This window comes from Chryseobacterium sp. LJ668 (genome assembly GCF_019613955.1).
Taxonomy (GTDB): Bacteria; Bacteroidota; Bacteroidia; order Flavobacteriales; family Weeksellaceae; genus Chryseobacterium.
The window spans coordinates 3,021,343-3,034,967 of record NZ_CP080443.1 but is presented as its reverse complement, the minus strand read 5'-3'; the positions used below and the strand labels follow the sequence as shown (position 1 = coordinate 3,034,967).

The following is a 13,625-nucleotide window of genomic DNA, read 5'->3' as shown; positions in this document are numbered from 1 at the left end:
AGCCAAAACAATGAGAAATTGAAAAATAAGCAGAAAAGCCAATTTTATAAAAATATTTATAGAATAGAAAAGGCATTATAATTTTATAATAATTATTTTTTAAAAAAAGATCAACCATGAAACAATAAATGTGGAACAATGCCATAAGTAGTTGATCTATAAGAAATAATTAATAACTAGAGCTGATTACAATAATGATAAAATGATGTTTATAATACCAGAAACAGAATCCTGAAAAATATCCTATTTAACATAATATAAATTATAGGACTTTTTAAAAATGGCGTATTTTATCTTCTAACATCTAAATCTTCATAAAATTACGATCAACATCCTATCAAAATATCTATAATCGATTCTCAGCGATTACTGTTTTCAGATTAGCGGCTTTTCATACTTAGATCATAAATTGTCAATCTATTTATTATAAAATATTTAGATCATTCAGAATACAATCATTATTTTAGCAAAGCGAAATCAAATTAACATAAAATAAAAGCTATGAAAAAGTATATCTTTTTAAGTTCGTTATCAATTTTTCTGTTGAATTGTAATAAGAAAACCGAAACAACTACGCCGGTCACAAATTCAGATTCTTTAACAGATACTACAGAAAAGGTAATTGATACGTTGGGAACAAAATCAAGCTGCTACTTGGGAGTTACCGGAAAAGACAGTGTTTTTGTAAGTATTGATGATAATTTAGGAACTGTAACAGGAAAAATGAGGTACAAAAACAGTGAAAAAGACAGTTCTACGGGCGAGCTTACCGGCTTTAAATCTGGTGACACACTAAAACTGACTTATGAATTTGCTTCTGAAGGTACGACCAGTAAAAGAGATATATTTTTCGTTCAGAAAGATGGAAATTTACTGGAAGGAATTGGCAATCAAAAAGATGATAACGGCCAGATGAAATATGCTGATGAAACAAAAGTTGCTTACAAAGAAGATCAAAAACTCAAAACCACGGATTGTGCAATGGTTTTGAAAGCTTTAAAATAACATTTCAATAATATGAAAAAAAATGCAGTTCAATTGAACTGCATTTTTTTATTTATAAATGATGATCTATAATTTTTATAAAATCACTCACAGCTTCATCGCTCGTATTCCATGATGTAATTAAACGAACTGCAGAATAATCTTCATTCACATCTTTCCATACATAAAATTGAAACTTTTCTGATAAAACATCAATTAGTTTATGGTTTAAAATTGGAAAAATCTGATTGGTAAAAGTCTCTGAAAGAAACTGGACTCCCCTTTCTAACAAAACATTTTTAATTTTCATGGCCTGTTGATTGGCGTGTTTTGCAAGATCAAAATATAAATCATCTTTCATCAGTTCTAAAAACTGAATTCCGAGAAGTCTTCCTTTTGCCAGTAAGGCACCTTTCTGCTTTATATTAAATGCGAAATCTTCCTGTAAAAGCTGATTATTGATGATAATCGCCTCTCCTATTAATGCTCCGTTTTTGGTTCCCCCCAGATAAAACACATCTGTTAGTTTTCCTAAATTTTCAAGGTTTAGATCATTTATTTCAGAAGTCAGTGCATGTCCTAATCTTGCTCCATCCATAAATAAATACAAATTATTCAAACGACAAAATTCTGAAAGATTTTGCAATTCTTCTTTACTATATATGGTTCCAAGCTCAGTAGAATTTGAGATATATACCAATTTTGGCATTACCTGATGCGGAATATTGTTATGATTATCTAAAACCGGCTGAATATCGGAAGGTTTTAATTTACCATCTTCAGTTTCTACATTTAAAATTTTATGTCCGGTTGCCTCAATAGCACCTGTTTCATTATTTAAAATGTGGCCTGTAGATGCAGAAATAACACACTGATACGGCTTCAGAACAGAAGAAATTACAATGAGATTTGCCTGAGTTCCTCCCGATACAAAATAAATCGAAGCGTCTTTATTGTTAAGCTTTTCTTTGATTATTTTTTTTGCTTTTAGAGAATATTCATCTTCTCCATATCCCGCTTGCTGGTCGAGATTATACCGTAAAAGTGCTTCAAGAATTTTGGGATGACAACCCTCAGAATAGTCGTTTTTAAAAGAAAATTTCATAGTACAAAATTAAAAAACTTAAAACAACAAACTTTAATTTTAAATAATATTTTGTTAGATTTGTAATGAAAATCATCTAACATTTTGAAAACAACATTAACCGAAGAAAATTATCTGAAGGCTTTGTTTCATTTAGTTGACAATGAAGGAAAAGTGACGATTAACGAACTCAGCAAATTTCTTAATGTGAAAATGCCGAGCGTTAATAATATGATGAAGAAATTTTCAGAAAAAAAATGGGTGGTGTATGAAACTTACAAACCCCTGAAAGTCACTGAAAAAGGCAGACGTGAAGCAGCTTTGGTCGTGAGAAAACATAGATTGACTGAAATGTTTCTGGTGAAAAAAATGAATTTTGGCTGGGAAAATGTACACGAGATTGCCGAGCAGCTAGAACATGTACATTCTAAAATATTTTTTGATAAAATGGATGAAATTTTGGATCATCCGGAATTTGATCCGCACGGTGAGCCAATTCCCGATAAAGACGGAAATATTATTTCCCAGGATCTTCAGAAACTGAGCGCCTGCAAAGTAGGTGAAAATGTAGTTTTTGCCTCTGTAACTTTATCCGATGATGCTTTTCTGAATTATCTCACCGAGAGAAAACTTCTTTTGAATACTAAAATTAAGATCATTAAGATTGAAGATTTCGACAGATCGGTAACGGTTGAAGTTGAAGGAAAACAGGAAGTTTTAAGCAAGAAAGCAACAGAAAAAATATTAGTTAAAAAATAATTTAAAGCATAAAAAAATCCTAAACTGTAAATGTTTGGGATTTTTTTATTTTAAGTAGAAGATGATTAATCTAAAACGCTCCAGCCTCTTTTCGGATTGGTATTGGAAGAAACTTCCTGTTCGTTGACAATAATGTTCTCTTTTCTTTGACCGATATAATCCAGCTCGCTCAGTTTAGAGAAAATAATTTCTAAACTTTTTAGCATTTGCTGAATATAGAGAAGAGGCTCGCCACAATTGTGATGATCGTAATTTGTTTCTGCAACGGTTGACAATTGGTTTAGTAAAGTGTGAGGAGCAATTTCGCTCCATTCTAAGCTGTAGTTTAACATTTCCTCAAGCTCTGCGGGGACAAGAATCTGAGTAGCATTGTACATTCGTAGAGCCAGCTTAGCGAAAGTCTCGATCAGAAAAACAGGAGCTTGATAAGGAATTACATTTCTGAACTGAAAATACATATCACCAAATGTATTGACCAATACAGTACACAATGATTTTACGTTCAATGCCAAAGCTGTATTCTGATTTTTATGAGAAGCTTTCTGAATAATTTTAAAGGCATATTGCTGTAAATTTCCGATTGATTTAGCGTATCCATTGTAATAATCGATCAAAGCCGGATGACTCTGCACAGATGTACAGGGCGGAATGAAAGTTGAATTGACCTGAGTGATATTTCCTTTAAAATCTACCTTCCCTACAACCAGATAATTTCCTCCGGAATAACTGCTGTTCAGTGAAGAAACCTGCAGCAATTCGATATGGTAATTTGGGTGGGCGCTCGGATGACGTGGCGGAATTTCTTCGGGATCGATATCTCCAAACGGAACTTTATCAAAAGGGTTTACCGATATGATAATGTAATATTCTCCATCAATCTGATCTTCATCCAAATTCATTGATTTGGCTAATGATTTTACACTTACTCTCCTATCTTTCAATTCAATTCTATATCCCGCAAGAGTAACTGCGCTGCAATGTTTAATGACCAACTGCACATCATTGGTGGCCGTATTGTGAACATCAAAAATGGTTTTGTCTGTAAACTCATTCGGAATAGGCAGCAGACCGTAATTGTATGTTGTGATTGCCAGAGAATTGGCATCTCTTATGGTATCAATTAAAAAATTATCCTGATCATTCAGGTGTCTCTGAGACACTTTCATCCCATCGACCCAATTGATTGCAAAATGTTTGATTGGCTGTATCATAGTAATACTTTTTAAAATTTGTGATTATGATGATCTTCTTCCTTCTTCTTCGTGCTGAATGACCCTTTTGCAGATCACCACTTCATTTTCAGAGATTTTGTTTGTACTGATATCCTGATCAAAATCGATATATTTTCTGAAACTGAAAAAAGATTTCTTAATATAAAATATCCAGTAGTAAGGTTCACTTTGCACATCTGAAAGGTGTATGACTGACTTTGGATTTTTGTGATTATAATCGTCTACCACACGGTAAAACCAATCGCCGAAAGTTACGCCTGTAGGTAATGTTTTGGCTTTTATCCTAAATCTGTTCGCGTCTTCAAGATTCTTGCTCAGTTCAACATTCAAAACCATTAAACGGTCAAAATCTGCTCCCTCAAAATCAGGTAATTTCTGATCCGGAGAATATCTCCAAGTCTTATAAATATCAACAGGGATACTGATAAACTGAACGTAGCAGTAATAAAACACCATTGGTACAAAAAATATCAGCACACTCGTTGCAGACATTACAGGATAGCCTTGGCCATTGCTAACCCAGGTAAAAAGTAAAACAAACAGATAAGATCCCAAAAGAACGCATGTTATCGACAATATAGATTCAAACAGCAGGCTCATACCAAATGACGGGATGTGTTTTTTGAAATACCTGTGCATCAAATTGACATGAATGATTCCTAATAATAGATAGATGATCTGTGAAATCAAATACCAATATGGATTAAATAAATTTCCTGAAAAACCGAAAAATCCGGGAACTGCCAAACATAAACTGCATAGCAAAACGTAGATGATGATTACTTTAATTTTAATTGCCGGCTTAGTTCTTCTGATAGCACCCAAAATGCCCATCATGATAACAGCCAGCAAAGGCACTAAAATATATCTTAAAAAAACACCTTTTACTGATGAAAATTCCATTTAATTAAATTAATAGTGATTGTGTTTGATGAATGTAAATATAATAAAATATTTTACAGAAAAGTAGAGAAACCTAGCCTGTTAGAATTTCTTTCGTCGTCTTCCAGCATGAAAGAATATTCTTTCTTTTCGGTAACAAAATTTTCTTTAATGTCGACACTTACCGGCAGGCAATAATCGTACAGTGCCTGAAGTACCTTTCGAAAAGGATTTCCGGGTATATATTTTTTCATTTCATTATACGGAATCGGCCCTATGTTTACAACCCAGTTTCTTTCGCCATCCATATGTTTTCCGCTGGGAATATAGGTAACTCCTAAACGAGAGTTTCCCAACAGCATCGAGTCGTCATCCTCCTCAATTCTGTCAATAATATTTGGGGTAAATGTAATTTCTACAGGAACTTTCAGAAATGACGTCATACATCTCTCAAACCATTTTTTGTCGCCTCGTATCTGATGAAAAAACGGTAAAATATAAATAAAAATACAGGCATTCTTTTTATCGAGCATTTTTACAACCGGCCAAAGCTCTGAAAAAACCTTTAAAAGAGAATCGGTTTCGCTGGCAAGATCAAAATCAAATTCCTTTAGCAAAGCACCAATTTCTGTGAAAAAAATCTCTAGCTCGAAAGGCCTGAAGAATTTTCTGGCGTCATCTTCTACCCTTTTTTGCTTCCTGATCTCATTCACTACATTTTCAACATTTTTCCTGGAAGTATTGAGTGACGGCGGATGAAAAAGGCCTTCCGGTAAATAGTCGTAAATGCCTTCTCTGTAGGTTTTTATACTAAGAACTTCTTCGTCAAAACCAAGATATTCGGTGGATATGCTTTTAATATCTTTTAAATACGCTCTGTCATTGATTCCTATCCGTTCAATAAAAATATTGCTTACCGCGCGATGGTATTTGAGAAGATTAACTGCCACTGCTTCAGCTCTAAAATCTGTTTGCAGTTTATTATAATGCATATCTACAATGCTATTGTCGTACATACTCTTTTTCTGTGATGGTGGTTGTTAGTGCAAAAAATTATATTTCTCAATTTGAAAATATTTTTACAAATTCTAAAATAATTTCATTACCCCAATTTACTAATAAAATTGGGAATTTATAAACATAAATAGTAAAAATGAAAATTTATCTTAACATATTAGTTATTAAATTTATTTAACATAGTATTCATAAGATAAGAATAAGTCTAAGTTTCAGTAAATTTTTAGAATGTGTACCTTATCTTTGTGCATCTTAAAATTATTACTAAAAATGAAAAGTATTTATTCTAAAATGCTGTTTTTGTTATTCATCTCATGTTCGGTGTACTCTTATGCATGGGGATTAACGGGTCACCGCATCATCGCTGAGATTGCAGAAAATCATCTTTCGGGAAAAGCGAAAAGAGAAATAAGAAAAATGATGGGCCAGGAACGTTTGGCATACTGGGCAAACTGGCCAGATTTCATTAAATCTGATACCACGGGAGTTTGGAAGCAAACTTCAGCATGGCATTATGTAAATGTTGATCCTCAGACAGATCTGAAAGCATTTGAAATGAATTTGAAGGCACAATCGGGAGCAAGTTTATATTCTCAAATCAAAACATTATCTGCACAGATTAAAGACGAAAAAACTTCTGAAAAAGACAGAAAAATTGCTTTAATTTTCCTGATTCATATGATGGGAGATCTTTCTCAGCCTATGCACACGGGAAGAGCTGAAGATCTGGGCGGAAATAAGATCAACGTCACTTATTTTGGCGATAAAACAAATTTACACTCAGTCTGGGACGGAAAATTGGTTGATTCTCAAAAATACAGCTACACAGAATATGCAAAACTTTTAGATATCAAGTCTAAAGATGAAGTGAAACAAATTCAATCAGGAACGTTAGAAAACTGGTTGTATGATTCTCATCAGATTGCGAATAAGATTTACGCTCAAACTCCGAATGATTCAAAATTGGGCTATGATTATCAATACAAATTCAATGATACTATGGAAAGACAGCTTCTTTATGGAGGTTTGAGACTGGCAAAAATGTTAAACGATTTGTTTTAAGGTGGATGGCAAATAAATGAATTTTAAATTATAATATCAAAGTGAAGCTTCAGTTTCACTTTTTTTTGTCTAAAGCATAAAACGAGATCGATAATTTACAACTTATTTCCCGACCAGATTTTAATTAAATAAAAAATAATTAAAACATGTGTAACCTTTTGTTAGTTTCAAACGTATAATATACAGTAACTCTATTTTTGAGAATAAGATAAATGAGACAATTAAAAATAACCAAGCAGGTAACCAACAGGGAAACCGCTTCACTAGACAAGTATTTGCAGGAAATTGGTAAAGTAGAATTGATTACCGCAGACGAAGAGGTAGATTTGGCACAAAAAATCCGCGCAGGCGACAGAGTTGCGTTGGAAAAACTAATTAAGGCCAACCTTCGTTTCGTAGTTTCAGTTTCCAAACAGTACCAAAATCAAGGTCTTTCTCTTCCCGATTTGATTAATGAAGGGAATTTAGGATTGATGAAAGCTGCAAAAAGATATGACGAAACAAGAGGTTTTAAATTTATCTCTTATGCCGTATGGTGGATTCGTCAGTCGATTTTACAGGCTTTGGCTGAACAGTCGAGAATTGTAAGATTACCGCTGAACAAAATTGGTTCGATCAACAAAATCAATAAAGCATATGCTCACCTTGAACAGGAAAACGAAAGACCACCTTCTCCGGAAGAGTTGGCTGAAGTTCTGGACATGAGTGAAGAAGACATCAAAGAATCAATGAAAAACTCCGGAAGACACCTGTCGATGGATGCGCCATTGGTAGAAGGTGAAGATTCTAACTTGTATGATGTATTGCGTTCAGGAGAATCTCCAAGCCCGGATAAAGACTTGATGCTTGAATCTCTTCAGATTGAAATTGAAAGAGCATTGAACACGTTGACTCCAAGAGAGGCAGATTTGGTAAGATTATATTTCGGACTGAACGGTAAACATCCAATGACTTTGGAAGAAATCGGCGAAACTTTTGATCTTACAAGAGAAAGAGTTCGTCAGATCAAAGAAAAAGCGATCAAAAGACTGAAACACAATACCAGAAGTAAGATTTTGAAGTCTTATTTAGGTAAATAAATTTTGTTAAATAATTATTGGCGGAGCTTGATTTTTTCAGGCTCCGTTTTTTTTATATTTTTGAATTAAATCAATTAACAATGAAATCTGAAATAAAATATATTGAACTGAAGACGGGTTATAGTGACAACGGCCCTGCTTGGATTGGTATAGTATCATTTTCTAAAACAGGAAGAACTTTATATTTTGATGGAAAAGCTTTTCAAAGTTTAAACGGAAACGGGATTAGTGGAAATTATTACGAAATTGAATCAGGTGATGAATATTGGATTTCAGGAGTGAAAAAAAATCAAAATGACCGACATCTTTCTGGAGGTGGAAAAATAAATATTGAAAAAAGAGTTTTATCTGAATATTTGCAGATCATAAATCAAACAAATTTAAAAGAAAAAGATTACGACATAATTGAAGTTGAAGAAGAAATTCCTACTGCCAGAATTAATGATATTGAAAACCAAAAACATGAGTCAGAAAGTGGAATCGATATTAATAAAAGATTTCTAAAACCAACTGAAATGACAAATGATGAACTAAAATATTTTATTGATTATTACAAAGATCATTCTATCAACGGTACATATTTAAAAGGGAGGAAAAATTCAAGAAATACGATGAATGAATTAATTGCGGAAAAGGAAAATAGGAAAAAGAAACCATAGCGAAATTTTTAATTTAATTATGAAAATCTCAATCATCGGAGCAGGAATTGGCGGTTTGACTTTAGGAAATATTCTGAAGCAACAAAATTTATATTTTACCATTTACGAATCTGCGCCGGAAATAAAGCCTGTCGGAGCCGGAATTATGATGGCCGTCAATGCAATGCAGATTTTTGAAAAATTAGATTTAAAAGAAAAAATTGAAAACGCCGGAAACAAAATTCATGGAATTTTTATCACTGACGAAAAGCTGAAAACTATTTCAACAACCAATGTTTTGGCATTGGAAAAGAAATACAATTCATGTAATGTTGCTATTTACAGATCAGATTTACAGAATATTTTAGCGGAAAATTTAGGTTTTGAAAATATTAAACTTGATTATAATTTAAATAAAATTGATAAGAAAAAAAATTATCATTTGAAATTTGAAAATGGCAGCGAAATTGAAAGCAGAATTGTATTCGGAGCAGATGGAATCCATTCTAAAGTTCGCAATCAAATTTTGGAAAGCGGAATCATTCGAAATGCTGGACAAAAATGCTGGCGCGGATTGGTTGATTTTGATTTACCTGAACAATATTTTCATCATGCTTTAGAAATCTGGGGGAAAGGAAAACGTTTTGGTTTTGTGAAGCTTTCTGAAAATCGGGTATATTGGTACGCTTTGATCAATGATAAAAATTTTACAGAAAATATTGATTTAACTGAAACTCTCAGAGATTTTGATCCTTTAGTTCTACAGATTTTGGAAGCTACAAAACCGGAAAATATTATTTTAAATGATATTATTGACCTCGCTCCTATTCCAAAATGGTTTTCTGAAAACCTTTGTTTAATTGGTGATGCTGCTCATGCAACTACGCCAAATATGGGACAAGGCGCCTGTCAATCGATTGAAGATGCATATGTTATTGGGAAATTGCTGGAAAAAAATAAAGATTTTAATTCTGTTTTCAAAGAATTTCAAAAAATAAGACGGAAGAAAGTCGATTATATTGTTGATACAAGCTGGAAAATCGGTAAACTTTCACATTGGGAAAACGGAAATTCCATCCGTAACTTTTTAATGAGATCTGTTCCTGAAAGTATCAATCAAAAGATGATTGAGAAAATCTTACAGCTTGAAATGTAAAAAGAAACCCGACTGAGTTTCTTTTTATACTTTTTTATCGATAAACGATTATTTTATTTCAGATTTTACAGAACCACAGTCAAGCATTGATTTTCCGTAATATGGGTTGACAATCTGCTTCTCATTACTCATCCAGCTGCCTTTTGCCATCGGACAATACTGTACAAAAATGGTTTTATCAGACAGTTTATTTTCTTTAGCCAAACTGATCATAATGTCTGATAATTGATAAAATGCTTTTCTCTGAGTTTCAATATTTTTACCCTGTGCTATGGTTGTTGCGTCTGCTTTCAATGATATCAGTTTTTTTTCTGTAATCATTTTGGCATTAACGGTTTTAGCGGTTTTCAGGAATTCTCCTGCAGCCATCGAAGTTTTTTTTAGATCATCAGAAGATAATGAAGATTTTATGGCAATATAATTTTGATATAATTTTGTTAGTTGTGTATTCTGCTTTGACTGGGATTGTAAAGTAATTACCATGATTACAGAAAATAAAAGAGCAATATATTTTTTCATTTCTAAATTTTAATTGAGTACAAATTTAATTGAATTATTATAAAGAAAAAACTCCTGAGAAATTTCAGAAGTTTTTGTTACTATTTGATTTTAAATTCAAGTTTTACGTTAAAAAATCTCCCTGTCAAACGTACCGGAACCGGATACATCAGATTGGTATTGGCATCAGTAATCCATTGATTAGAAACGGTATTATTGATATTAAAAGCATTGAATACCTGAACACCCAGAATCAACTCTTCAAAATTACCCCAGAAACCGTAGGTCTTTTTATTGTCTTTTCTGTCAATAAATACTTTTGAAAGTCCGATATCTACTCTTTTATAAGAAGGCAAAGTTTTTTGGTACTGATAAGGATCTGTAAAAACCGGCGCTCCGTTCGGTAAACCCATTGCATAAGTCAAAGTCAAATTCACACGCATTGAAGGAAATTTAGGCATGTAATCCTGATAAAACATAGCAAACCTGAATCTCTGATCTGTAGGTCTCGGGATATCTCCTCTCCCATCAATATTCTCGTAAACTCTGGCATAACTTGCAGACAACCAAGAATCTATACCCGGAACAAATTCTCCAAAAAGTCTTGTATCTATTCCGTAAGCATATCCTGAAGCATTGTTTTTCCCTGAATAACGAATTCTCACATTATCCATATAATACGGAATCAAATTATCCATTTTTTTGTAATACAATTCTGTAGTCAGCTTAAACGGTCGGTCGTCAAATTCAAATTCGAAATCATTTGCTAGAATTGCCTGAATCGAACGCTGAGATTTTATATTCGGATTGAAATTTCCGTCAAGATCTTTTATTTCTTTATAAAAAGGTGACTGATAATAGATACCACCCGCAATTCTGAATAGCATATCGGTATCCCACTCCGGCTTTATTGCAAATTGAGCTCTTGGTGAAAAAATAGTTTCATCATTAAAACTCCAGTGTGCTACTCTTGCTCCTGCATTGATAAATACTTTGCTTGAACCCCAATAAAACTTCTGAGAATACTGTGCATATGCAGATAATCTTGTCGGCTCGATATGATTATTACCTGCAATGCTGTAAAATAAATCTAATTCTGATGCATCAGGAAACCTAGGATCATCCAACGGTCTCGGTGTACTGTATCCGGAAGAATCAACCAATTTATACTCATTGGTTAAGTCGCTTAGATTTTCTTTTTCAAATTTAAAACCTACTTCAATATCCGTATTAACATTGGGTGAAAAACGTGTTTTAAACTGTGTTCCGTACGTTCGTACAAAAAGGTCATTTCTGGCGTGCTCTATCTGTCCGCCTACGTCATAAGATGTTATTGGATCTCCCGTGATCGGATCAAAAGTCTGTAATATATAGCTTGAAGCAATCGTATAATATTCTCTCTCTCTGTTCTGATATGCAAAACTGTCTAAAGTAAATCTCCATTTGTCTGACGGTTTATAATTCATGGTGAATGTTCCCATCATATTTTTATACATATCATTTTCTTTACCATTATAAAAAACAGAAAGATTGATAGGTCTCTGTAAAGATCCGAAATCTACGCTTCGTTCTTTAGGAACCATATCATAGTCATTCTTGGAGTAATACCCTATGAATGACATTGAGAATTTATTACTCAGATGATAATTCAGATACGTTTGGAAATCGTAATATGTTGGGTTAAAATCTGTGTCCTCATTCAGGGTATTTAATACTAGATTTGTATTTCTGTACCTTCCTGAAAACAAAGCCGTTAATTTCTTATTTCCATTGTCATCTTCTTTACCTGATGCAAAACCAGTCGTTAATCTTCCACCGATTAAACTCGCTTCTCCCGAAAGTTCAAACTTTTTAGGTTCACGGTAATAGATATTCAAAGCGGAAGACATTTTATCACCATATCTGGGCTCAAAACCTCCGGCTGAAAAATTTACTACAGAAATCATATCCGGATTGATGATGCTCAAACCCTCCTGCTGAGAATTTCTTATCAGAAAAGGTCTGTAGATCTCAATATCATTAATGTAGATAAGGTTTTCATCATAGTTTCCACCACGCACCATATATTGAGAAGACAATTCTGTATTGGAGTTTACTGACGGCAGCGTTTTAAGTAGAGTTTCATAACCTCCAGAAATGCTTGCCACATTTTGAGCATCTTTAGCAGATAATTTTACTGTGGTAAGGTCATTCGTACTTCCAACTACTTTTTTCTGGAAAACGACTTCCTCAATATCTGTTGTTCTCGTTGTATCTCTCTTTTTTGTTTGGGAGAATACTAACATGGGAACCATGAGGCTCAGTGGTAAAACTAGTTTTTTCAAAAGAAATTATTTAGAATTCTAAAATTAATGATTTTTTAACAATTACAAAATGGATTCTCTCACTCTTGTTAATTTTTGTAACAAATCTTCTAATAAATCCAGTCGAAGCATGTTGGCGCCATCAGATAAAGCGGTTTCGGGTGTGGGATGTGTTTCAATAAAAATTCCGTCTGCTCCTACGGCAATTCCTGCTTTGGCAACCGTTTCGATTAAATCCGGTCTTCCTCCCGTAACTCCTGAACTTTGATTAGGCTGTTGCAACGAATGAGTGACATCTAAAATGACAGGTGCATATGCTCTCATGGTAGGGATACCTCTGTAATCAACGATTAAATCTGTATATCCGAAAGAATTTCCTCTTTCAATAATTGCTACTTTCTGATTGTCTGAATCGGTCACTTTCTGTACGGCAAACTTCATCGATTCTGGAGAAAGAAACTGACCTTTCTTTAATGAAACACATTTTCCTGTTTTTGCCGCAGCGATTAAAAGATCTGTCTGACGAACCAAAAACGCAGGAATCTGAAGAACATCAACATATTGAGCAGCCAAAGCTGCATGGTCGTTTTCATGAATATCTGTCGTTGTTGGAATGTTAAAAGTTTCGCCTACTTTTTTAAGAATTTCCAAAGATTTTTCTTCACCAATTGTTGTGAAAGAATCTACTCTGCTTCTGTTGGCTTTTTTAAAGCTTCCTTTAAAAATATAAGGGATATTGTATTTATCGGTGATTTCAATTACTTTTTCGGCAATTCTCAAAGCCATATCTTCGCCTTCGATGATGCATGGTCCTGCGATTAGGAAAAAGTTTTTTGAATCTTTGTGTTGAATATTATCTAAGTACTGAATCATTTTATCTGAATTAAAAAGTTCAGTAAAAATACTTATAAACTTTTAGAATTGGAAATTA

Annotated in this window: 13 protein-coding genes; 6 read left to right on the top strand and 7 right to left on the bottom strand. The window is 33.4% G+C overall.

Annotated features, from left to right (window positions below; translation table 11 throughout):
- Positions 1-501 precede the first annotated feature (501 nt).
- The gene (locus tag K0U91_RS14130; protein WP_219969109.1) at positions 502-1,005 is read left to right on the top strand and encodes a hypothetical protein; all 504 of its coding nucleotides are present in this window, start codon (positions 502-504) and stop codon (positions 1,003-1,005) included.
- A 52-nt stretch (positions 1,006-1,057) separates the two neighbouring features.
- Here K0U91_RS14130 and K0U91_RS14125 read toward each other — a convergent pair whose 3' ends face one another.
- Positions 1,058-2,089 carry a threonine aldolase family protein gene (locus tag K0U91_RS14125; protein WP_220179199.1) on the bottom strand — a complete coding sequence of 344 codons (1,032 nt, stop codon included), beginning with the start codon at positions 2,087-2,089 and terminating at the stop codon, positions 1,058-1,060.
- An 84-nt stretch (positions 2,090-2,173) separates the two neighbouring features.
- Here K0U91_RS14125 and K0U91_RS14120 point away from each other — a divergent pair, with 84 nt between their 5' ends.
- Positions 2,174-2,827, top strand: coding sequence for a metal-dependent transcriptional regulator (locus tag K0U91_RS14120; protein ID WP_219969111.1), 654 nt, complete (start codon positions 2,174-2,176; stop codon positions 2,825-2,827).
- A 65-nt stretch (positions 2,828-2,892) separates the two neighbouring features.
- Here the strand turns inward: K0U91_RS14120 and K0U91_RS14115 are convergent, their stop codons facing one another.
- The 3 genes from K0U91_RS14115 to K0U91_RS14105 are packed head-to-tail and all read right to left on the bottom strand — an operon-like array spanning position 2,893 to position 5,957.
- A complete protein-coding gene (locus K0U91_RS14115; RefSeq protein WP_219969112.1) occupies positions 2,893-4,038 on the bottom strand; it encodes a hypothetical protein in 1,146 nt (381 codons plus the stop codon).
- A 24-nt stretch (positions 4,039-4,062) separates the two neighbouring features.
- Positions 4,063-4,962, bottom strand: a complete 900-nt coding sequence (locus K0U91_RS14110; protein ID WP_220179198.1) for a TssN family type VI secretion system protein — start codon at positions 4,960-4,962, stop codon at positions 4,063-4,065.
- A 53-nt stretch (positions 4,963-5,015) separates the two neighbouring features.
- A complete protein-coding gene (locus K0U91_RS14105) occupies positions 5,016-5,957 on the bottom strand; it encodes a type VI secretion system baseplate subunit TssG (protein ID WP_219969114.1) in 942 nt (313 codons plus the stop codon).
- Between the two features lie 271 nt (positions 5,958-6,228).
- Here K0U91_RS14105 and K0U91_RS14100 point away from each other — a divergent pair, with 271 nt between their 5' ends.
- The 4 genes from K0U91_RS14100 (at position 6,229) to K0U91_RS14085 (ending at position 9,893) form a co-directional block, all read left to right on the top strand.
- The gene (locus tag K0U91_RS14100) at positions 6,229-7,020 is read left to right on the top strand and encodes a S1/P1 nuclease (protein WP_220179197.1); all 792 of its coding nucleotides are present in this window, start codon (positions 6,229-6,231) and stop codon (positions 7,018-7,020) included.
- Between the two features lie 212 nt (positions 7,021-7,232).
- On the top strand, positions 7,233-8,099 hold the full coding sequence (locus K0U91_RS14095; protein WP_034757900.1) for a sigma-70 family RNA polymerase sigma factor: 867 nt from the start codon (positions 7,233-7,235) through the stop codon (positions 8,097-8,099).
- Between the two features lie 80 nt (positions 8,100-8,179).
- Positions 8,180-8,758, top strand: a complete 579-nt coding sequence (locus K0U91_RS14090; RefSeq protein WP_220179196.1) for a hypothetical protein — start codon at positions 8,180-8,182, stop codon at positions 8,756-8,758.
- 19 nt (positions 8,759-8,777) lie between these two features.
- Positions 8,778-9,893, top strand: a complete 1,116-nt coding sequence (locus K0U91_RS14085; RefSeq protein WP_220179195.1) for an FAD-dependent monooxygenase — start codon at positions 8,778-8,780, stop codon at positions 9,891-9,893.
- Positions 9,894-9,941: 48 nt separating this feature from the next.
- On the opposite strand, the gene K0U91_RS14080 is transcribed toward K0U91_RS14085, so the two are convergent.
- The 3 genes from K0U91_RS14080 to kdsA form a co-directional block, all read right to left on the bottom strand.
- Entirely contained in the window at positions 9,942-10,412 is a 471-nt protein-coding gene (locus tag K0U91_RS14080) for a DUF3347 domain-containing protein (RefSeq protein WP_219969118.1), read from the bottom strand.
- Positions 10,413-10,492: 80 nt separating this feature from the next.
- Entirely contained in the window at positions 10,493-12,715 is a 2,223-nt protein-coding gene (locus tag K0U91_RS14075) for a TonB-dependent receptor plug domain-containing protein (protein ID WP_220179194.1), read from the bottom strand.
- Positions 12,716-12,757: 42 nt separating this feature from the next.
- Positions 12,758-13,567, bottom strand: a complete 810-nt coding sequence (gene kdsA, locus K0U91_RS14070) for a 3-deoxy-8-phosphooctulonate synthase (RefSeq protein ID WP_219969120.1) — start codon at positions 13,565-13,567, stop codon at positions 12,758-12,760.
- Between the last annotated feature and the right edge of the window lie 58 nt (positions 13,568-13,625).

Coding starts and splice junctions, on each gene's coding strand:
- kdsA (WP_219969120.1), bottom strand. CDS start 13,567: ATGATTCAGTACTTAGATAATATTCAACACAAAGATTCAAAAAACTTT.
- K0U91_RS14105 (WP_219969114.1), bottom strand. CDS start 5,957: ATGTACGACAATAGCATTGTAGATATGCATTATAATAAACTGCAAACA.
- K0U91_RS14100 (WP_220179197.1), top strand. CDS start 6,229: ATGAAAAGTATTTATTCTAAAATGCTGTTTTTGTTATTCATCTCATGT.
- K0U91_RS14130 (WP_219969109.1), top strand. CDS start 502: ATGAAAAAGTATATCTTTTTAAGTTCGTTATCAATTTTTCTGTTGAAT.
- K0U91_RS14110 (WP_220179198.1), bottom strand. CDS start 4,962: ATGGAATTTTCATCAGTAAAAGGTGTTTTTTTAAGATATATTTTAGTG.
- K0U91_RS14090 (WP_220179196.1), top strand. CDS start 8,180: ATGAAATCTGAAATAAAATATATTGAACTGAAGACGGGTTATAGTGAC.
- K0U91_RS14125 (WP_220179199.1), bottom strand. CDS start 2,089: ATGAAATTTTCTTTTAAAAACGACTATTCTGAGGGTTGTCATCCCAAA.
- K0U91_RS14115 (WP_219969112.1), bottom strand. CDS start 4,038: ATGATACAGCCAATCAAACATTTTGCAATCAATTGGGTCGATGGGATG.
- K0U91_RS14095 (WP_034757900.1), top strand. CDS start 7,233: ATGAGACAATTAAAAATAACCAAGCAGGTAACCAACAGGGAAACCGCT.
- K0U91_RS14080 (WP_219969118.1), bottom strand. CDS start 10,412: ATGAAAAAATATATTGCTCTTTTATTTTCTGTAATCATGGTAATTACT.
- K0U91_RS14085 (WP_220179195.1), top strand. CDS start 8,778: ATGAAAATCTCAATCATCGGAGCAGGAATTGGCGGTTTGACTTTAGGA.